The organism is Megasphaera stantonii (assembly GCF_003367905.1).
Lineage (GTDB): Bacteria > Bacillota > Negativicutes > Veillonellales > Megasphaeraceae > Megasphaera > Megasphaera stantonii.
Genome location: NZ_CP029462.1, coordinates 1,975,036 through 1,996,564 on the forward strand (window position 1 = coordinate 1,975,036; position 21,529 = coordinate 1,996,564).

Below are 21,529 nucleotides of genomic sequence, written 5' to 3' on the forward strand. Positions count from 1 at the left end.
TGTAATTTTACATTTGAAAATTGCATAATTCTTCTTTTTTGGTATTTTCTTATGGTACAATGTGTAATATACAGGAGATGAAAGGGATATTCAAGATGTGCTGTACCATGCCGGTATAACGCAATTTGTTATTTTTTTTTCGACAGAGAGGTGAAGAAATATGAAGGGCTGGTTAGTTATAATGATGTGCGCCGTATGCTTTCTGATGGGCAATCTTTCCTTTGCCATGACGTCTCCTTTGGGGATGGGGCCATCGCCCGCTTGGGGGAGCGGTATGCCGGCGTTAGAGTCCTTTGACGACGATGACTGGGACGACGACCGCTGGGAAGACGACGATGACTACTGGGATGACGATCGTTGGGAAGATGACGATGACGACGATTGGGACGACGACCGCTGGGAGGATTAAGACCTGAGCTTCTTGCAGCGTATATCTTTGCGTTAGATAGTAAACTATATTGACATGACATCATATGTTCGTATATGATGTTGCCGTAGGCATTGCACACGCAACGGCAGGCGGTTATATCGCCCCTATCCATTTCGAATGAATGGGGGTGATGCCCATGAACGAGACAAACGTAACACTATTACTTTTGATTCTCTTAGTGGTACTTTTACAAAAGAAATAACCGCCCATAGCGTCCAAACTTTAGGCGGTTAAATCTTGCTTAATGTAGGGGCTATAACCGTTTGTCGGTGTAATGCCTCGTTTTTTATTTCACCTTCATTATACTGAGTATTGAAAGAGCCGTCAAGAAAAAAAACGAAGACTGCTGATACATGCGGAAATGTTTATGTATGACAGCGTAAAATAATTGTGGGAAAACTTTAGTGTACAAAAGTTGAAGAATATATAACGTAACGGGAATGCTAGTTCAGCACGTTGCTGTATGCTGTCTATAACGTAACTATAGTAGTAATATTAACAGGTTAAGAGAACCATCAAAAATGGCCTGTCAAAAAAATTCCCACAACAACTTTACACTATCTTATGTATTCAATTACTTGACAAGTCCTATGGAATCGGGTACAATAATGTCTGTTAACGGGACGTGGCGCAGCTTGGTAGCGCGCTTCCTTGGGGTGGAAGAGGTCGCGAGTTCAAATCTCGCCGTTCCGACCAGCATAAAAGCCTTTGTTCAGAGCGTTGGACGAAGGCTTTTCTTGTTTTTGCAATACGCATCGTTTGGCGAAAGGGGAAACGGTCATGCAGGTAAAACGCGTATTAGCTGCCGTATGCTGCTGTTGTTGCCTGGCTGGCGGAGCAGTTCAGGCCAGCGAGGAATTTCATGATGTGAAGACTCCCGTCGTAGGAGCGGAATTTCCTGTCGAAGAGCCCGCAGTAAAACCGAATATTCAAGAACGGACGAAGGCTATATTAGATGAGTATAACGACCCGAAACGGCCGAAAACCCATCATGGCGTCGAACTGGGCCACGTGTATATTCCTAAGGGTACGCCGCTCATGCTGGCGCTGCAAGAGCCGATCAGCTCGAAGACCAGCAAGGAGGGCAAGGCCTTTAAGCTGAAGAACCTGGAAGACGTAGTCGTCAATGACGTCGTCGTCATTCCGGCCGGTACGACCTGTGTCGGCAAGGTGCTGAAGGGCAGGGGAAACCGCGGCTTCGGTATGGGCGGCAAGCTGGAGCTGTCCATTGCGGCGATTAAAACGCTGAACGGCGTGACGGTTCCCTTGAACGGCTATATCAAGGGCCGGGGAAAGAAAAGCTCGACGTGGTTTGCTCCGTGGTGGATTTCGGCATTTTTGAAAGGGAAAGAGCTGAACTATAAGGAAGGGCAGCTGTTCCGCGTGACTGTGAGCCGCAATACGGACCTGAAGGTGACGGGCGACGAGCTGGGCGATGCCATGGGCTACCCTGCCGACGGCAAACCGTCTATCTACGTCAAACCGATGGAATAAATACAGGGGATAGAAAGGGGATTGTATGGATATAGTAATTCGGCCTGCGGCGCCGACAGATTTAAAGGCCGTGACGGCCATTGAAGCGGCATGCTTTCCTGCGGCAGAAGCTGCGACGGAAGAGAGCTTCCGCCAGCGGTTGGCAGCCTTTACCTATTCCTTTCTCATTGCGGAAAAGGATGGAAGGCCTATTGGATTTATCAACGGCTGCGTGACGAATAAGGACGAGCTGACCGACGATTTGTATGAATCGACGGCGCTGCACGACGACGACGCGCCGAACGTCATGGTGTTCGGTCTGGACGTGATTCCCCAGGAGCAGCATCAGGGCTTTGCCGCGGCGCTGATGAAGGCCTATATCGAAAAGGCGGAGTCGCGCCGTAAAAAGCAGATTATCCTGACCTGCAAGGAACGGCTTATCCCGTTTTACGAGCAGTTCGGCTATGAATGCCATGGGAAATCCCAGTCTACGCACGGCGGCGCCGTGTGGTACGATATGGTATTGCCCTTGCCCCGGTGAGCGGGACGTCCTATGAAACCTTAGCGATATTTCACCCTATCTCCTGTCGCATAGCGCAGATCCTATTTCTGCTGCTCATGCGGCAGGAGTTTTTTTGCGCTTGTGTTCCGTCCGGCTTATGCTGCTGGGGCAGGTATGCTATAATAAAAGATACGCAGCATTGCAGTATGTAACTTATCGATAAGGAGCGTTGTCATGAGGCCATTTGTCCATTTGCATGTCCATACGCAGTACAGCTTGTTCGACGGGCTGTGCCGCATTCCCGACATGGTTCAGAAGGCAAAAGAATTGAATATGCCCGCCGTGGCGATTACGGATCACGGCAATATGTACGGCGTCATCTATTTGTATAAAGAAGCGGTAAAGCAGGGCGTCAAGCCGATTTTAGGCTGCGAGGTCTATATGACCAAGGGCAGCCGCTTCGAGAAGAAGACGAAGGAACGGTTATGCCATCTGATCCTGCTGGCGAAGGATTTGAAGGGCTATCATAATCTGGTCAAAATCGTGTCGAAGGGCTTTGTCGACGGGGAAAACAATTACCACAAGCCCCGCGTCGACTACGACCTGCTGGAGCAGTACCATGAGGGGCTTATCGCCATGAGCGCCTGCATCGAGGGCCATATCCAGCAGAATATCCTCAACCGCGACGAAGAAGGGGCCCGGCAGACGCTGGAGCGGCTGGTGCGCATTTTCGGCAAGGACGATTTCTATCTGGAAGTGCAGAATCACGGGTTGGCGGAGGAAAAGATCGTCCGCGAGGTATTTAAGCGCTGGTCGAAGGAATATGGATTGAAGGTCGTGGCGACGAACGATTTCCATTACATTGAAAAGTCAGATGCCGGGGCGCAGGAAGTCAAATTATGCATTTCGACAGGCAGTACCCTCGAAGACCCGGACCATTTCCGCTTTGCCAACGACGAGTTTTACATGAAGAGCGGCGACGAAATGGCCGAGCTGTTTCCCGATATGCCGGAAGCGCTGGATACGACGCTGGAAATCGCCGATAAGTGCAATGTGGAGATATCCTTTGACGAACGCCATTTGCCGAAATTCCCTGTTCCCGAAGGGGAGACGGACGAGTCGTACCTGCGCAAGCTCTGCGAAGATGCCTTGCCGACGCGGTACGACCCGGTGACGCCGGAAGTGCGGGATCGCATGAATTACGAGCTGGACGTCATCAACAAGATGGGCTTTCCGTCGTACTTCCTCATCGTATGGGACTATGTCAAGTTTGCCCGCGACCACGATATACCCGTCGGCCCGGGCCGCGGCTCGGCGGCGGGCTCCGTCGTAGCGTATCTGTTAGGGATTACGGGGCTGGACCCGCTGAAATACGACCTCCTCTTTGAACGGTTCCTCAACCCGGAACGAGTGACGATGCCCGATATCGACATGGATTTCTGCTATGAAAACCGCGGCCGCATCATCGACTACGTAACGCGCAAGTACGGCAAGGAGCACGTGGCGCTGATCATCACCTTCGGAACCTTGGCCGCCCGGGCAGTCATGCGCGACGTCAGCCGGGCCCTGGCGATTCCCCTCGGCGAAGTCAACCGCTTTATGAAGCTCGTGCCGACGGAATTGGGCCTGACCATCGACAGGGCCCTGCAGATCAGCAAGGAATTCCGCCAGGAATACGAGACGAACAGTACGATTCATCATATGGTCGAAGTGAGCCGCGCCCTCGAAGGAATGGTACGCCACTCGTCGACCCATGCGGCGGGCGTCGTGATTTCCGCCGCGCCCGTAGACGATTACGTGCCTATGCAGTATTCAAAGGAAGGATATTTGACGACCCAGTACGACAAGGATCTGGTCGAAGAGCTGGGCCTGCTTAAGATGGACTTCCTGGGCCTGCGGACGCTGACCGTCATTGGCGACGCCGTCAAGCTCATCCGGCAGCAGCACGGCGTCGACATCGATATCGACGCCATTCCCCTGGACGATCAGGAGACGTGCAAACTCCTGACGGAGGGCGATACGGCCGGCGTGTTCCAGATGGAATCGTCGGGCATTACGACGCTGGTCAAGGAACTGGCGCCGAAGCATTTCGAAGACATGATTCCCCTCGTCGCCCTGTACCGTCCGGGCCCCTTGGGCAGCGGCATGGTAGAGGATTTCATTAAGGGCAGTCACGGCGAAAAGGAAATCACCTATCTTCATCCCTTGCTGGAGCCGATTTTGAAGGACACGTACGGCGTTATCCTGTATCAGGAACAGGTCATGCAGATCGCTTCCGTCATGGGCGGCTTCTCGTTGGGACAGGCAGATTTGCTGCGTCGGGCCATGGGCAAGAAGAAGGAATCGATCCTGAAAGCCCAACGGGAGAGCTTTTTGGCCGGGACGCAGAAAAATGGCATTTCCGACGACATTGCCAACAAGGTCTTTGATCTCATGGTATACTTCGCCGGCTACGGCTTCAATAAATCCCACTCGGCGGCCTACGCCTACATCGCCTGGCAGACGGCGTATTTGAAGACGCACTACCGGGCGGAATTCATGGCGGCGACGATGACCAGCTTTATCAACGATATCCGCAAGATCAGCTATTACATTTCGGAATGCCGCCGTCACGGCGTCGAGGTGCTGGCACCGGACGTCAACGCCAGTGTATCCATGTTTTCCGTCGAAAACGGCGCCATACGCTTCGGCCTTTCGGCAGTCAAAAGCATCAGCGACGTCGTCATCGAGGCTATCGTCACGAGCCGGGAAAAAGACGGGCCCTTTACGTCGCTCAGCGATTTCTGCAGCCGCGTCGATTACCATATTCTAAACCGCAAGATGCTGGAAAGCCTTATCAAAGGCGGATCTATGGATTCCTTCGGCCGGCCGCGGTCGCAGCTCATCGCCGTACTGGAAGAGGCCATGAGCGTCGGGGCGCAGAAGCAAAAGGACGATGCATCGGGGCAGATGGGCTTGTTCGACGACGGAAACGACACTGCGGCGATGGAATTGGCCTATCCCAATGCTCCCGAATATCCCATGGACATGCTGCTGGCTATGGAAAAGGAATACGACGGCTTCTATTTCAGCGGGCATCCCCTGGAAAAATACGAAGACGTGCTGAAGTCCATGACGCCTCTTTCGGTCCTCTTCGGCGAGGATAACCGGCAGTATGACGGAAAAATGCTGTGCATCGGCGGCCTGGTGACGGGACGGCGGCAGGTGACGACGAAGCGGAACGAGCAGATGGTTATCCTGACGATTGAAGATTACACCGGCTCTATCCCCGTCGTCGTCTTTCCCAAGGCTTTCAGCCAGTATATGAATTTTTGCGTCGTCGATATGGCTGTTTCCGTTCAAGGCCGGGCCGATATTAACGACGACGATATCCAACTCATTGCCGAAATGTTAGCACCCTTAGGAGACCAGCCGGCAGAGGGGCACGCCGTGAGCATGGCCGCAGCCGCCCGCCGGGCCGGCGCACTCTGGCAGCCGGGAAAGGGGACGAAGCTGTTTATCAAGATACCGGCCCATCTGGAACGAAGCGACTTGAGCACGCGCCTGGGCGGCGTATTGGAAAAGCATCACGGCGAAGTCAAGGTATACTTTCACCTCATGGGCAGCCGCCGCACGATTTTGACCGACCCGCGGTATTGGGTAGAAACGGAGGATTCCCTGCGGCAGGAGCTGGAAGCCATGCTGGAGCCGGGCTCCGTCGTGCTGAAGTGAGGCTATGCAGAATTGATATAAATAATATAAAATATTTACAGATAATTATTTTAAATTAAGAAAAAATATGATATACTGTAACCATAGCCTTAGCTTATAAACATAAAAGGAGGGTCTCCCATGACAATAGAACGGTTGAAACAAGTAAAAAACGTGATTTCCGACGTGTACCAAGGCTTTGCCGGATGTTCGACCGGCGGTTGCTGCGGCGTCTCTCTCCCGAAAGAGGACCAGGATAAGCTGAAACAATGGAAGCAGGATATGCAGCAAAAATAAAATAGAGAAGGGCAAAGCCCGTATGACAGAGTATAGTATCTGTCATACGGGCTTTTTTTTGCGCAAGAGATAACATATGCCGGCAGGCGTATCATTCCTGCCGGCATGAAATTCAGATATCATTTTTCTGCGTTCAGCGTGCTGTTAATGCGGACGCCGTTTAAGAAGGGGATTACCGGTTTGGCCGTCGTGCTGACCGTTTCGCGGATGCCTTCGAAGGTCGTCGTCAGCATGAGTTTCAGGCGGTTTGTCTGATTGACCGAGCTGGCGCTGGGGTCGTAGTCGATGGCGACGATATTCGTGTCGGGGAAGGCCGCTTTCAGGGCTTTGATCATGCCCTTGCCCGTTACGTGGTTCGGCAGGCAGGCCCAGGGCTGGAGGCAGACGATGTTCTTCGCGCCCCGCTTGATGAGGTCGATCATATCGCCGGTCAGGAACCAGCCTTCGCCGGCGACGTGGCCGAGGGATAAGTATTCCTTCGCCTCGTCGGCAATGTCGTAAATCGACGTGACCGGGTCGAAATGGCGGCTCTTGGCGACGGCTTCGCAATAGGGCTTGCGGTACCATTCGAGGAGCTTCACCATGGATTTGCTGGCCAGGGCCGACATCCAGCTTCCCGACAGGTATTTCTGGCGGAACTGGGTGTCGAGGAGGCCGTACAGGAAGAAATCCGTCAGGCCGGAGACGATGATTTCCCCGCCTTCTTCTTCGATCATGCGCACGATGTGGTTGTTGGCGATGGGATGGAACTTGACGTAGATTTCGCCGACCAGGCCGATGCGCGGCTTCATCTCTTCGCTCATGTCGATGTTGTCGAATTCGTCGATCATGGATCGGATGTTTTTCTTGAAGGTCTTGACGTCGGCTTTTATCAGGTCGACTTTGCATTTTTCCTGCCATTTTTTGAACAGGCTTTCGGCCGTGCCCTTTACCTTTTCATAGGGCCGCGTGCGGTATAATACCTGCTGCAGCGCGTCGCCGTATACCATGGCCATGACCAGGCGGTGCCAGAAGCCGATATGAGGCTTGAAGCCCGGCTGAGGATTCAGTCCCTTGGTATTCAGGGAAATGATGGCTACGTCGCTCATGTTGGCGTCGGCCAGGGCTTTGCGGATCATGCCGATGTAGTTCGTCGCCCGGCAGCAGCCGCCCGTCTGGGAAATGATGACCGACGTGTGCTTCAGATCGTATTTTCCCGATTTCAGGGCCGTAATGATTTGCCCCAGGGACATGATGGCCGGATAGCAGGCGTCGTTGTGGATATAGGCCAGGCCCGTGTCGATGGCTTCCTGGCCCTGATGGGGCAGGAGCTCGATGTGGTAGCCTTCGTGGGCGAAGGCCGCTTCGAACATGGGGAAGTGAATCGGCGTCATAGACGGAGCCAAAATGACGTTCGTCTTCTTGTCGGCCTCCGTGAACAAGGCCTTGTGGTACAAATAGGGTTCCGTCGCTTCCGTGCTCGGTTTCCGGTGATTCATGACGAACAAGAGGGAGCGCAGGCGGATGCGGATGGCGCCGAGGTTGGACCCTTCGTCGATTTTCAGCAATGTATGGATTTTATGGCCCTGAGCCAGGATTTCCTGTACCTGGTCGGCGACGATGGCGTCGAGGCCGCAGCCGAAGGAGTTGAGTTCGACCAATTCCAGATTGGGCTGCGTGACGATGTACTGCGCTGCCCGATACAGGCGGGAATGGTAGGACCACTGGTCGACGACGCGCAGTTCCTCCGGCAGGTGTCCCAGGGGAGCGACGCCGTCTTCCGTCAGGACGGCCAGGCCCAGGCTGTTGATGAGCTCAGGGATGCCGTGATTGATTTCCGGGTCGATGTGATAGGGACGGCCGCAGAGGACGATGGCCCTGTCGCCGTCTTTTGCCAGCCGTTCCAGCGTGGCCTTGGTCAGGTCGCGGTATTTCTGTTTATACGCTTCTTCCTCATCCCAGGCGGCTAGGGCGGCTTCCTTGATTTCCTTCTTGCCGATATTCCATACGCGCAGCTCTTCCTGCAGGCGCGGTACGATGCGTTTTTTATCGTGAAGCGGCAGGAAGGGGCACAGATAGAGGGTGTTCGTGTCGGACAGGCGTTCCACCATATTGTGGCGGATGACTTCGGGATAGCTCATGACCATGGGGCAGTTGAAGCTGTTGTCCCGGCTGCCTTCCTGGGGGCCGTTTTGGATGCAGGGATAGAAAATGCGGTCTACGCCCTTTTCCAGCAGGTTTTCGATGTGGCCGTGGACGAGCTTGGCCGGATAGCAGGCCGAATCGGAGGGGACCGTGTCCATGGCCTTTTCAAACAGTTCCTTGGAGGATGGGTCGGACAAGACGACGGTGTAGCCCAGCTTGGTGAAGAAAGTAAACCAGAAGGGATAGTCTTCGTACATGTTCAGCACGCGGGGAATGCCGACGGTGCCGCGGGGGCCCTGCTCCAGCGGTTTGTACTGGTTGAACAGCAAATTGTACTTGACCTTGTACATGTTGGGCAGCGCTTTCTTGCGGGCTGTCGTCGAGCCGGCGGCGCCCCGTTCGCAGCGGTTGCCCGTAATGAAGGAACGGCCGTCGTTGAAGGTGTTGACCGTCAGCAGGCAGTTATTCGTGCACAGGCCGCAGTGGCGGATCGACGTGGCGACGGATAGGCCGGCCAGATCCTGCCGGCTGAGCAGCGTCGTCTTGGCGTGGTCGCTATGGTAGGACGAGCGGCAGATAAGCCCCATGCCGAAGGCTCCCATGAGGCCGGCGATGGCCGGCCGGATGACCTGGCGGCCCAGGAGCTTTTCAAAAGCCCGCAGCACGGCGTCGTTGTAGAAGGTGCCGCCCTGGACGACGATGTATTTGCCCAGCTTTTCCGGGTCTTTTACTTTTATTACTTTATATAAGGCGTTCTTGATGACCGAGTAGGACAGGCCGGCGGAAATATCCGCGAGGGTCGCTCCTTCCTTCTGGGCCTGCTTGACCTTGGAATTCATGAAAACGGTGCAGCGCGAGCCCAGGTCGATAGGGCTTTTGGCCATCAGGGCTGCCTTGGAAAACTCTTCGATAGACAGGTTCAGCGACTTGGCGAAGGTGTCGAGGAATGAGCCGCAGCCTGACGAGCAGGCTTCGTTGAGGAGGATGTCCTCGATGTGGCCGTCCTTTAAGCGGCTGCATTTCATGTCCTGCCCGCCGATGTCGAGGATGAAATCGACGTCAGGGCAGAAATGGGCTGCCGCCTGATAGTGGGCGATGGTTTCGACTTCGCCGATATCGAGGTGCAGCGCTTCTTTCAGCAGGGCTTCGCCGTAGCCCGTAATGCCGGTCTTGGCGATAAACGCGCCGTCGGGCAGGCGGCTGTACACTTCTTCGATGATCTTTTTGGCGGCCATGAGCGGGCTGCCTTCGTTATTCTGATAGTGCGTATAGAGGATTTTCAGGTCTTCGCTCAGCAGGACGGCCTTGATCGTCGTCGAGCCGGCGTCGAGGCCCAGGTAGCACGGCCCGCTGTAGGCGGCCAGGTCGCCGTAGGGGACGGTATGCTGCGAGTGGCGCTGCTGAAATTCGCGCAGCTCTTCTTCGCTGTCGAAGAGGGGATCGATGCGGTCCGATTTTGCCAGAGACGATTCGTCGACGTTTTTCAGCTGTCCCATGAGGTTCATGAAGGATACAGGCGTTTCGTCGAAGCTGCCCAGAGCCGCGCCGATGGCTACGTATACCTGGGCGTTTTCCGGCGCGACGACGTGGTCGTCGTCTAAATGAAGGGTCTTGGCGAACTGACGGCGCAGCTGCGGCAAATAGGTCAGCGGGCCGCCGAGGAAGCAGACCGTGCCCTTGATGGGACGGCCGCAGGCCAGGCCTGTAATCGTCTGGAAGACGATGGACTGGAAGACCGACGCGGCGACGTTTTCCTTGCTGGCCCCTTCGTTGAGGAGGGCCTGGATATCCGTTTTGGCGAATACGCCGCAGCGGGCGGCGATGGGATACAGGGTATCCGATTTTTCGGCCAGAGCGTTTAAGCCGCTGGCGTCGGTGTGGAGCAGCGTGGCCATCTGGTCGATGAACGCGCCCGTGCCGCCGGCGCAGTTGCCGTTCATGCGGTGTTCGTTGCCGCCGGTCAGATAGGTAATCTTCGCGTCTTCGCCGCCCAGCTCGATAATGACGTCCGACTGGGGGTAATAGGTGCGGACGGCCTTCGTGCCGGCGATGACTTCCTGAACGAAGGCGATGCCCAGGTAGTCTGCCAGGGCGATGCCGCCGGAGCCTGTAATGGCAATGGTGATTTGTTGGTCACCGAAAATCTCATAGGCATTTTGCAGCAAATCCCACACCTTTTGGCGAATGTCCGTGTAGTGGCGGACATAGCACGCGTGCAGGCATTGCTTGGCGTCGTTGAGGACGGCGATCTTTACTGTCGTCGAACCAATGTCAATGCCTATATGTAATATGTTTTTCATGTGAGTCACCTTATCGGCTGCAAAGCCGATCTTTCTGATAATCTATAGATGCAGGCGCCGCGTTTAAAGGAATACGGCGCATATAAGTCTACTCTATATTGTACCATATGGAGTCAAAACTGTAAGGTGCCGGAATGAGAATTCATATGAAAATTTTACCTCCACCTATGAGCGATACGTATACAATTACTTCCTTTTGTTTACTCTTTTGTGTTACAATAACATATAGTTAAGAGACAATATAGGAGGTACTCATGAAAAAATTTGTGACAGAACATCAGTCTCCGTACTTGGACCTGAGCGCAGAAGTATCGGAAATTTTATATGAAGGCAAATCTGATTTTCAGGATATTATCGTAGCCGATTCGAAGGAATTCGGCCGTATGCTCGTGCTGGACGGCGTGTTCCAGACGTCTGACAAGGACGAGTTTATTTATCACGAATGCATTACCCATATCCCGCTGTTTTTGCATCCCAATCCGAAAAACGTCCTCATCATCGGCGGCGGCGACGGCGGCGCAGCTCGTGAAGCCGTGCGCCATCCCGAAGTAGAACACGTCACGATGGTCGACATCGACGGCAAGGTCATTGAGCTGTCGAAGCAGTTTTTCCCGGCGATTTCCAAAGCCATGCGGGAAAACAATCCGAAGCTGACCGTCAAGGTCGGCGACGGCATTGCCTTCATGCGCGAAGCGAAGGATTTCTACGACGTCATCATCGTTGACTGCTCCGATCCGGTCGGCCCCGGCGAAGGCTTGTTTACGTATGAATTCTATAAAGACACCTTTAAGGCATTGAAGGAAGACGGCTTGTTTGTACAGCAGACGGAATCTCCCTTTATGCACAGCAAGCTCGTGCGGGAAATCAAGGACTGCGTGTCCGATATCTTCCCCATTACGCGCCTGTACACGGCCTTCATTCCCCTGTATCCGACGGGCATGCACTGCTTTACTATGGGCTCGAAGAAGTACGATCCCCTGACATGGGAACCGAACCGCAAGCGCACCTTCCCGACGAAATACTACAACGAAGGCATCCAGCGCAGCGCTTTCGTACTGCCGAACTTCGTAAAAGACGTCCTGTATGGGGAAAAAGATCGCTAAGCGAAAAAAGTACATAAAAAATATAATTTTGCTATTGACATTGCATCTGTGAAATGATATTATAATCTACGTTGACGGCGCTTATAGCGCAGCTAAGGGCGCTGTCGCGCAGATTACAATATGGCGGGTATGGTGAAGCGGTCAACACGGCGGATTGTGGCTCCGTTACGCAAGGGTTCGAATCCCTTTACTCGCCCCATAGGGGTATAGCCAAGTGGTAAGGCACCGGACTTTGACTCCGCTATGCGCTGGTTCGAATCCAGCTACCCCTGCCAGCCATGATTCACTAGCTCAGTCGGTAGAGCACCTGACTTTTAATCAGGGTGTCCCGAGTTCGAATCTCGGGTGAATCACCAGTTGGAAAACCGTCTCTCAAGAGGCGGTTTTTTGTTATTTTTGTTTGCGCGTACTGCAAATTCATTTATAAAGAAGAGCAAGGATATATCTTTATCAGGGGTATATCCTTGCTCTTTTTTTGTGTAATTCCCATATGGCATGTATGAAGAATAGGAATATTAATAAAAAATATTTTCGATGTAATAAATATATGTTATACTTAATAAAAACAATTATATATGGTAAAAATAGGTTTCCTGTAATTGAAAAGTTTTGAAGCGCATAGAAAAATGTTCAATTAAATTTTAAATTGTGTCAAATGTTTTTTTGCATTTTATGTCATGGATTTTATTTTTTTTGAAATTTAACGTTATTCTGAACATGCCTGAGCCTGCCAAGGTATAGACGCAGGCAGGAAAACGTCCATGTTCAAATTTAAAATTGGAGGGTGCAATGAATAGGTTATTCAAAGTCATATTTAATAGAAATAAATGCTGTTATGAAGTTGTTTCTGAACTGGCGCGCAGCTGCGGAAGATGTAAAAGCAGTGTAATAAAAGGGGCTGAAAAAGGCAGTCTTGCGGCTGCGGTGCTGCTGATGCTGTCTTATCCCCTAGGGCCAGTCAACGCAGCATATGAGACGCTGTTCGATTCGGACGGTGTTAGTGTCTCCTATGATGAAGGGACAAAGAAACTGCTTATACACCATGACGGCAGAGATACGGAAGTGGACGGCCGTTTTATTATAAGCGGCGGCACATATGACAGCTCTCTTATGACGATTACCTATAATCCAGATACACAGAACTTTACAGTTGTAAAAAAAGGAACAGCTGAACCGCGTCCGGCGCTAGCCTCCATGGCAGCTGCTGTTTCAAACATCGGCATTTCTGCTGCTCCGACGGCTGCTGATGATGCATCGGCAGCATCGAATGTTGTCTATGATAGTAATTCTAATAGTGTCGTCATTCTTAATTCAGATGGCAGTATCCCTTCAGACTCCGGTAATGGCCCAGTTAAAGACAGTATATTGCTGAATCCGAGCAGCACTACGCATACTGTGAATACATCTAATTCTCAAAAATCTATTTTAATCGGTACAGATGCCCGTGTAGGACATGACGATGCCTTTGATGAAGTAACGACTAGAGCCGGGTACAGCGCTAAAAATGAAAAAAATGGGGAAAGCAATATAGTAATCGGCAATGATGCCCGTGTTATTACCAATTACTATGAAGGCCCGAAATCCAGCCATGAATACAAAAAGAGCGTAATTGGGACGGCTAAGAATCGTGATAACAATACTGTAATTGGTAATGGAGCAATGTCATCTGGCCGGGAAACTGTTGTTCTTGGATTTGGCGCATCTACAGTCGTCGATCCCGATGATACCAACGCATATAATGACTACGCTGTAGCCATTGGCTCAAAGGCTCGTTCCCAAGGATATGGGTCTGTCGCTATTGGCTATGCTGCGCAGGTCACAGGATATGACTCTATTGTTATCGGGAGCAGTGTTCCAACAAACAAATCCATGTATACATTGGGATTAGCGCGAGACAGCGTTGTTATTGGCTCAAATTCAATTGGCTTTGAAAATACCAGCATATCTGTGGGACGGAGAAATTTGGTTGGGGTTCCTAATCCTGATTTAATTACGCAAGACGCTAAGGGGTATTGGATTTTAAAAGCCACGGCAATTCACGATATGAAGACTGCAGACAGCGTGGCTGTCGGCACCTCGCTTGTCGTACCCAGCCAGGGAAGCGTGGCTTTGGGGAAGATGAACTATGCGAAAGGAACGGCGAGTACTGCTGTCGGGAAAGGCGTGCAAGCTCTAAGCAATGGTGCGATTGCTATTGGTCAAGGGGCGCCGATTGATGGCGTACTGCCGGACGAATATTGGAAGCTTGACTTGGTAGATAAGACAAACATTGCGGGGGATGTCCTGGCAGGATCTAGGAGCAGACCTTTAAAAAAATACAGAGAGTATTTATCTGCAGATGACCCCGGAGGATTTCGCGTTATCGGTGAGAATGCCGTCGGTATAGGCTCATACGGACAGGTACGCGGCGATGGCGCAGTTATGATTGCTTCTGGAGCAGCTCCTTTTGATGCTTCCAATCAGAAAGCATATGAAGCAGAAAACATGGCAGTACAGCAGGCAAAATTAGATATTGCTGCCAAAGAGGGAGTATTAGAAGCCATAGAGAAGCAGAAAGATAAGAACAGCCCGATTACTGATAAGAATACAAAGGATCTTGCAATCTATCTTGAAAAGACGTATGGGATTGGTTATGACGCAGAGCATGATTTTGCTGGAACTATTGCGGACACTTTGAGTCGTAATATAGTTGAATCTAAACTGAGTGCAGCAAAACTAGCGTCTGATTTCCGCAAAAAATGGCTTGAAGGCAAATATTCTTTCGTCGAAGGCGAGGCTGCTGTCGGCTTAGGCCGTTTCGTACAGGTCCATGGTGACCGCGCACTGGCTATTGGGGATCATGCTATTGTAGGCGACGGAGCCGACAAGACTGCAGACGACGCTATTGCTATGGGCGGGTATGCAAAAGTTACTGGAAAGAACTCATTAGTCTTCGGTTTTGGCGGAATGGAAAGAATTCATATGGATGGGACGGCAGAGACGCTAACGGAGCCGCAGTTTAATCTTGTTTCCGGGGCACGTTCTATCTTATTGGGCAGCTACAGCAAGGTGCTTGGAGATAATGCCTTTGGAATCGGCAATAACCTCAGCGTAGACGTAGATTACGGTATTTCTTTGGGAGACTATTCGTCTGTTTCTGGAGCGTACGGCTTGAATTTTGGCTACAATGGAACGGTAGACGGCAAAAATGGGATCAATATAGGTTCAATTGGGAAGGCTGCAGCAGAAAACGCCTTGAATTTTGGGACAGAAGGGATGTCCAGCGGTACCGATTCTATCAATATCGGCACGGAAGGCAGGGCGACGATGAATAACGCCATATCCATTGGCTATCGGGGACAGGCGACGGGCGACAGTACGATTGCGCTTGGCGGCTTCAGTATTGCCGATCATGATAACTCTATTGCGATTGGCGCCAATGGAACGGTACATGCTGTAAATTCTGCATCTGTCGGAGTGGGATCTGCCGTGATGGCGCGGAATTCTTTGTCTCTTGGAAATTCGAATGCCATTGCGATTAACCGCAGCATTCCCTTGGGAGTTTTGGCTGATGATGATATTGCGCATGCCCTGACAACGGCCAAAGCTACACTGGATAATGGAGGCGTAATTGCTTCCAATATTGCGGAGGCTCAAAAGGAAAATGATGCTGCAAAACTGCAGGTGTGGACCGCTTACAAGCAGGAGGCTTTTGAGGCTATCGGAAAAGACGGAATAGCCGCGCAAATTGATAAGTATCAGAAGGCGTATGACGAGTCCAATGCCGTATCCGGAGCGCAGCGCGATGAAGATGCTATTGCTGCTGCCAAAAAGAATTTGGATTTATGGATGGCTTATCAACAAGAGGTTCAGCCCCTTTCCAATGTGACGGCAATCGGGACGGCGGCAGAATTTAAAGCTCTTCGAGATAAGCTGTTGGGCGACAATTTTATCGCCGATGAACGACGGTTAACGGCAGAGGAATCGGCGCGATACCGAATCTTGGCGGCAAAGCGGTATGATGTTCCGCTCCATGACGTCGTGGCATTAGGGAATAACATTACGGAAACAACGCTGAATTCAGTTTTCCTGGGAAATAAGGCTGCGTATGTGTCCTTTAACCCTGAAAATGTTACGCCGGCTCAGCCCCTTTTGAATGCTGACGGGAAGAGCATCATACAGGCTGACGGCACGATTGCTTATACTCCTGTTGCTGATGAAGGGAATACGACTAGAGGAATAGATACTTCATATACTAATGAAGTGGTGTATACGTATCGGAGAAATAAAGACGGACAAATTGAAATCATTCGCGTGTCTCACGATTTTGCCGGAGCCAGGAATGTTGTCGGAGTAGTCAGTGTCGGCGGTGAAGTTACCGGGTACGATCAAAAAACGATTAAGGTGACGGATCCTGAGACGGGACAGATTGTCGATAAAACCGTGAAAATTCCGATTGTCGCTACGAGACGTATTCAGAATGTCGCGCCGGGACTACTGTCGCCTACATCGTCAGATGCCGTTAACGGCAGTCAGTTGTATGCGTTAGGTCATGTTGTCGGTAATTTGGCAACCAGCGTGGCCGATCAAATTGGACCCAATACGACGATTACAGAGGACGGAAAAGTTGTGTTTGACGATGGAGCATATGGAATCGGCGGCACAAAAGAGGCCCCGACTCATGCATATAATCTCGTTGATTTTATTAATATGCGTCGCATAGAGCTCCGGGGCGATACCGATTGGCATCGGGGCAAAGACGGGCAATGGCAGATGATAAGCAATAGTCCGGGGATGGCTGAAATTCATGCGAAAACGACGGCAGACGGGCATACGGTATATGAAGTACATGTAGATCAGTTTATGGATACACAGGCCCGAAACGGCAATACCGTTGTCAAAGCCGAGGATAACTACTGGTATGAAACAGCTGAGTTAGAGGATAAAACGTATATTCCCGAAGAAAACAAGTGGTATGCAAAAGCCGATGCCGCTGTCAATGAAAGGCAAGCTGACGGGAAATGGTATGCGAAAGCTGATATTCAGGATAAGGCTTATGTCAATGGCAAATGGTACAACAACAGCGATTTGGGAAAGGATGGAAAAAACTTTTATGAAAGCGATCAGAACTGGTATAATACATCCGATATGGTCAACGGCAAGCCTGCTGCTAATGCACGCCCTGTAGCGGCTCCTGATGAAGCAGCTGTTTCTGAAGCGGCAGTTGTTCCTGTTTCGAATCCGAATAAAGCTGTGTTAGAAAATGTGCTTATTGATCCGAATAACCATACTCCGACGCTGCTGAACGGCATAGAAAGCCTGTTTGAGACGACGGTGACGGGAAACGGCGTCAAGGAGAACACGGAATTGGGGGATATAGGCCTCGGTACCAATACGTTTATTGCGGCGCTGAATGACTCTCCTGCTGAAAAAAGCCATTATGCGGCGACAGTCGGCGACTTGAAAAAAATGTCAGACACGCCTCTGTTTTTCTCTGGCAATGCCGGAACTGCTGACGAATCAGAGAATGGAGCGAATACCTTCCCTAGAAAATTGAGTCAAAATATCAACATAGTAGGCGATATAGAGCTGTCGAAAACCGATGCAGCCGGGAAAGCGAAAGAATTAGCTGCTATGGTAACAAACGGCAATATCGGCGTTGTATCTGACGGCAAAGAAACGCTGACGATAAAAATGGCTTCTGATTTGAAGGGGCTTCATTCTATTACGACGACGGAAACGTCAGACGACGGTACGACACGGACAACTGTCGTAAATGGATCTGGCGTGGAAACGAATGGACATGTCGTCATGACAGGCGGCAGCACAGGGGACAATACCGCTCCTAAGGCGGATATGATTGTCGTGCAGGGGATGCCTGGCGCAGACTCTGCAAAGGATACAGGAACAGGATCTGGCAGTGAAAGCTCTCTATCGTATATGGATCGGATTCAATATACGGATAGTGCCAGCAAGACGCATCAAGTGGCGACGCTTGATGATGGATGGTTCTTGCAGGCCAATGGAAATAGTCCGGTTTCTGTCAAGCTGAATGATACGGTTCAGCTGAAAGACGGAATCAATGCAAAGGTTTCTCCTATTGCGTCAAAGGGCGGAATTCATACGTTCCAAATTAATGTAACTGGTCTGCCGCTGGTATTTTCGGACAACAAGGGCAGCATGCTGACGAAGATCGGCGATGTCTATTACCGGGAGGAAGATATCGAAAACGGCTCTCCGAAACCGGGTGCTGACGCTATCTCACCGAATCAGATACGAGCTGCCATTTCCTTAGTCGGTGCTGACGGGAGCAGGACGAATCCGCTGCAGCTTGAAAATCTGGGCAGCGGACTTATGGCGAAAGACGGCAGCTCTGTATTGCTGTCTGAAGTGACAGACGATAACCCCGTTTGGAATAATGCCGTCAATGTAGGCGATTTGAAGAATGCTGTTGCTTCGCTAACGACAGGCAGCGCTGGCGGAGGATTCGGCTTGACCGGCAATGACTGGAGTAAGGCGGTAATGCAGGATTTGGGAAATACGATAGCTGTTCAGGGCGGTATGACGGACAGTGAAGCGCGTACAGATGTGAATACCTATGTCAGCGTTCAGGAACGTCAGGGAAAAAACATTTTGGTCGTGGAAATGGCTAAAAATCTGCAGGATTTAACATCTCTGTCGGCTAGCCAGGACGTATCTGGCAGTGACGGACAGTCTGTGCGTCAGACGACGATTCTTGACGGAAATGGCGTTGTAATCCGGACAGAAACGCAGGGAGACAATCCGACGACGACAGTCCATACGAAGTTGACTGAACAAGGATTGGAAACAACAGAATCCATAGCTATTGCCGGAGGCGGTAAAGACGGTCCGGCCGCTGTATTGAATAAAGACGAGGACGGCGCCGGGCATATTATTCTCCAAGGCAGCGGCAATGGTGGAGAAGTTCCCAAGGCCGATATTTTGGTTAGCCGCGGAGATGGTGCGCTGAATAACAATACTGGAATATATGAAGACAAGCCGTATATGGATCGCCTGCAATATACAGACAGTGCGCTGAAGGTTCACCGTGTAGCCACCCTTGATGATGGCTTTATATTGGATACGAACGGCAATAATAAGAAAAAGGTTTTCTTAAATCAAACCGTTAATGTCGTAGACGGCGTCAATACAGCTGTATCAGAGATTAACGATAATGAGGGAATATACTCGTTTCATGTCGACGTGACTGGCTTGCCTATGGAATATGTCGATGCAGACGGACAGGTACTCGTACGCATTGGCGATACCTTCTATACGAAAAACAGCATAAAGGATGGCTCTGCTTCCGGAGCAACAGAAGGTACCCCTGTCAATATTCGCCTGACAGAAGCAGCTGGCCGCGGAGAAGGTGATGTACCGACGCTGACTCAGGTAGGCAGCGGTCGCCGGAGCGGTGCGAGAACAGATAGTACCCCGTGGGAGGCTTTCTTTGACTCGGCTTCCGAAAAGACGGTTGCACCGATGCTGACTAATGGCGCCAACATCGGCGATGTAAAAGCAGCTATTGAATATATTGCAAAAGCTGGAACCGGAACTGGTGAAACAGGCGGGTTTGGTCTGAAGGGCAACAACGGTACTGTACGGCAGGATCTGGGGAGTGTCATTGCGGTGAGAGGCGGTATGGATGATACTGCCAAGCGCACGGATGAAAATACATATGTCAGCGTTCAGGGCGAGACCAAAGAACTCGTTGTAGAACTGGCTAAAGACCTGAAAGGGCTGACATCGGTAACGACGACTGGTGAAAATGGAACGAAGACCGTTCTCAGCGGTACAGGAGTAGAGGCGTCGCGGACGACTAAAGACGAGCAGGGCAGCGAAATTGTTGAGAAAACTGCTCTTACTGCAGGCGGAGTATCCCTTGAAGACGGAAAAGGAGGTTCGTACACGGCTTCTGCAGACGGAAGCATTATTCGGGATGCTGAAGGCAACCAGACCGAAACAAACAGCGGCGGCATTGTAATTACTGCTGCCGGTCATGAGTCCGTATCGCTGACAGAAACTGGTTTGAATAATGGTGGAAACCAGATTCAGCATGTTGCCAGTGGTCTGACAGATGAGAACGGAAAAGCAGTTGATGATTTATCGAAGGCCGTCGATACTAACGCTGTAAATGTCGGTGACTTAAAGAGCGTGTATAATGCATTGACGACCAATTTGTCCAACACCGTAAATACGCAGCCTTTAACCTTTAAAGGTGACAGCGGTGCGCCTATTACCCGCAAACTTGGAGATACGCTGGCCATTAAAGGCGGGGCCGGCGGTACGCTGACTTCGGGAAATATCGGCGTTGTGTCTGATGGCAGCGATACGCTGAATATCGAACTGGCTGACACGCTTACAGGGCTGAAAGGCATTACTTCTGATACAATTACTGCCAATAGTTCGCTGACTGTCGGCAAGGAAAAAGATCAGACTACAATACTCGGTTCGGAAATGATTTCCGATAAGAATGGCAGCAAAACGACTATAAGCGGCAACCAGATTCATACATCTGATGCATCGGGAAATCATACGATGCATATTGATGGTGACCGCATCATTGTACAAAATAACGAAAATGGGCCTGGTGGCGGCAGCAAGAGTATCTTTGGTTCGGATCAGATTTATCACGTTGACGGCAGCGGAAACGAGGTAGCTATTCAAGGCGATACGATTACGGCCCGCGGCAAAGACAATCAGGGCAATATGCATGAGACGGAAATAAATCAGAGCGGCGTTGCTTCTTCCGCAACGGATCAGGACGGCACTGTCGTTCGTGCCGCCGTCATTGATGACGGCGGCCTGACGGTTCGGGCTAATCCGCTGAAACGTCAGGACGGCACTGTGTTACAGGACAGTGACGGCAATCCTGTTTATGGGACGGAGACGCATGTAGCTGAAACGGGTGTTGTCATTGTCGGTGCTTCGGAGTCTGGGCGAGTATCTGCTGTTTCCCTGACAGCAGACGGACTCAATAACGGTGGGAATCGCATTACAAACGTTGCCCCTGGCGTAGATGCGACCGATGCTGTCAACGTGTCGCAGCTTCATGGCATGGAATCCAATCTTCGCAATGAAATCGGCGATGTAGGTGCCGCATCGGCAGCATTAGCCGGCTTGAAGCCTATTCAGTATGATCCGCTGGAACCGACACAGCTCATGGCTGCTGCCGGTACCTATCGAGGCAAGCAGTCGGTGGCTCTGGGGATTGCTCATTACAAAAATGAAGATCTGATGTTCCATTTCGGCGCGACCATCGGTTCTGCTCATACGATGGCCAATATCGGCGTTACCTATAAATTCGGAAGTCATGATGAAAAGAAGGTGATTCCGGAACGGTACAAAGCAGGCCCTATTAGTTCGGCATATGTCATGCAGGATGAAATTACGGCTCTTAAGGCAGAGAATGCACGCATGCAGGCTGATGGAGAAAAGCTCAGTGCGGCATACAGCGAATTGAATGAAATGTATAAGAAGGTACAGAAGGACAATGAGGAAATAAAACGCCAGCTTGCCTATTTGATGGAGCGCGTAAAGGGATAAGAGAGAAACATATTCTATATAAAAAAGAGAATCTGTCCGCACGGACAGATTCTCTTTTTGTATG

8 protein-coding genes and 4 tRNA genes are annotated in these 21,529 nt (G+C 51.2%); 11 read left to right on the top strand and 1 reads right to left on the bottom strand.

Annotated elements, in window-relative coordinates:
• Positions 1-160 precede the first annotated feature (160 nt).
• The 6 genes from DKB62_RS09265 to DKB62_RS12615 all read left to right on the top strand — a co-directional run bounded on the left by DKB62_RS09265 (position 161) and on the right by DKB62_RS12615 (position 6,392).
• Positions 161-409, top strand: coding sequence for a hypothetical protein (locus DKB62_RS09265; protein WP_107196770.1), 249 nt, complete (start codon positions 161-163; stop codon positions 407-409).
• Positions 410-1,049: 640 nt separating this feature from the next.
• Positions 1,050-1,126 (top strand) — tRNA-Pro (locus DKB62_RS09270).
• A gap of 84 nt (positions 1,127-1,210) precedes the next feature.
• Positions 1,211-1,924: a hypothetical protein gene (locus tag DKB62_RS09275; protein WP_107196771.1), complete on the top strand. Its 714-nt coding sequence runs from the start codon at positions 1,211-1,213 to the stop codon at positions 1,922-1,924.
• 25 nt (positions 1,925-1,949) lie between these two features.
• The gene (locus DKB62_RS09280) at positions 1,950-2,444 is read left to right on the top strand and encodes a GNAT family N-acetyltransferase (RefSeq protein ID WP_087476766.1); all 495 of its coding nucleotides are present in this window, start codon (positions 1,950-1,952) and stop codon (positions 2,442-2,444) included.
• A gap of 195 nt (positions 2,445-2,639) precedes the next feature.
• Positions 2,640-6,116: a DNA polymerase III subunit alpha gene (locus DKB62_RS09285; RefSeq protein WP_107196772.1), complete on the top strand. Its 3,477-nt coding sequence runs from the start codon at positions 2,640-2,642 to the stop codon at positions 6,114-6,116.
• A 120-nt stretch (positions 6,117-6,236) separates the two neighbouring features.
• Positions 6,237-6,392, top strand: a complete 156-nt coding sequence (locus DKB62_RS12615; RefSeq protein ID WP_162860304.1) for a hypothetical protein — start codon at positions 6,237-6,239, stop codon at positions 6,390-6,392.
• A gap of 119 nt (positions 6,393-6,511) precedes the next feature.
• Here DKB62_RS12615 and DKB62_RS09290 read toward each other — a convergent pair whose 3' ends face one another.
• On the bottom strand, positions 6,512-10,816 hold the full coding sequence (locus tag DKB62_RS09290; protein ID WP_107196773.1) for a 2-hydroxyacyl-CoA dehydratase: 4,305 nt from the start codon (positions 10,814-10,816) through the stop codon (positions 6,512-6,514).
• A 254-nt stretch (positions 10,817-11,070) separates the two neighbouring features.
• Between DKB62_RS09290 and speE the strand changes: the two genes are divergently transcribed.
• The 5 genes from speE to DKB62_RS09315 all read left to right on the top strand — a co-directional run bounded on the left by speE (position 11,071) and on the right by DKB62_RS09315 (position 21,465).
• Entirely contained in the window at positions 11,071-11,919 is an 849-nt protein-coding gene (gene speE / locus DKB62_RS09295) for a polyamine aminopropyltransferase (protein ID WP_087476769.1), read from the top strand.
• 123 nt (positions 11,920-12,042) lie between these two features.
• Positions 12,043-12,118, top strand: a tRNA-His gene (locus DKB62_RS09300).
• Between the two features lies 1 nt (position 12,119).
• Positions 12,120-12,194: transfer RNA gene (locus tag DKB62_RS09305), tRNA-Gln, on the top strand.
• A gap of 5 nt (positions 12,195-12,199) precedes the next feature.
• Positions 12,200-12,275 (top strand) — tRNA-Lys (locus tag DKB62_RS09310).
• A 433-nt stretch (positions 12,276-12,708) separates the two neighbouring features.
• Positions 12,709-21,465 carry an ESPR-type extended signal peptide-containing protein gene (locus DKB62_RS09315; RefSeq protein ID WP_107196774.1) on the top strand — a complete coding sequence of 2,919 codons (8,757 nt, stop codon included), beginning with the start codon at positions 12,709-12,711 and terminating at the stop codon, positions 21,463-21,465.
• Positions 21,466-21,529 lie beyond the last annotated feature (64 nt).

What these genes read in the sequence shown, in the direction of transcription:
- DKB62_RS12615 (WP_162860304.1), top strand. Translation starts at nt 6,237, where the DNA reads ATGACAATAGAACGGTTGAAACAAGTAAAAAACGTGATTTCCGACGTG.
- DKB62_RS09285 (WP_107196772.1), top strand. Translation starts at nt 2,640, where the DNA reads ATGAGGCCATTTGTCCATTTGCATGTCCATACGCAGTACAGCTTGTTC.
- DKB62_RS09315 (WP_107196774.1), top strand. Translation starts at nt 12,709, where the DNA reads ATGAATAGGTTATTCAAAGTCATATTTAATAGAAATAAATGCTGTTAT.
- DKB62_RS09275 (WP_107196771.1), top strand. Translation starts at nt 1,211, where the DNA reads ATGCAGGTAAAACGCGTATTAGCTGCCGTATGCTGCTGTTGTTGCCTG.
- speE (WP_087476769.1), top strand. Translation starts at nt 11,071, where the DNA reads ATGAAAAAATTTGTGACAGAACATCAGTCTCCGTACTTGGACCTGAGC.
- DKB62_RS09265 (WP_107196770.1), top strand. Translation starts at nt 161, where the DNA reads ATGAAGGGCTGGTTAGTTATAATGATGTGCGCCGTATGCTTTCTGATG.
- DKB62_RS09290 (WP_107196773.1), bottom strand. Translation starts at nt 10,816, where the DNA reads ATGAAAAACATATTACATATAGGCATTGACATTGGTTCGACGACAGTA.
- DKB62_RS09280 (WP_087476766.1), top strand. Translation starts at nt 1,950, where the DNA reads ATGGATATAGTAATTCGGCCTGCGGCGCCGACAGATTTAAAGGCCGTG.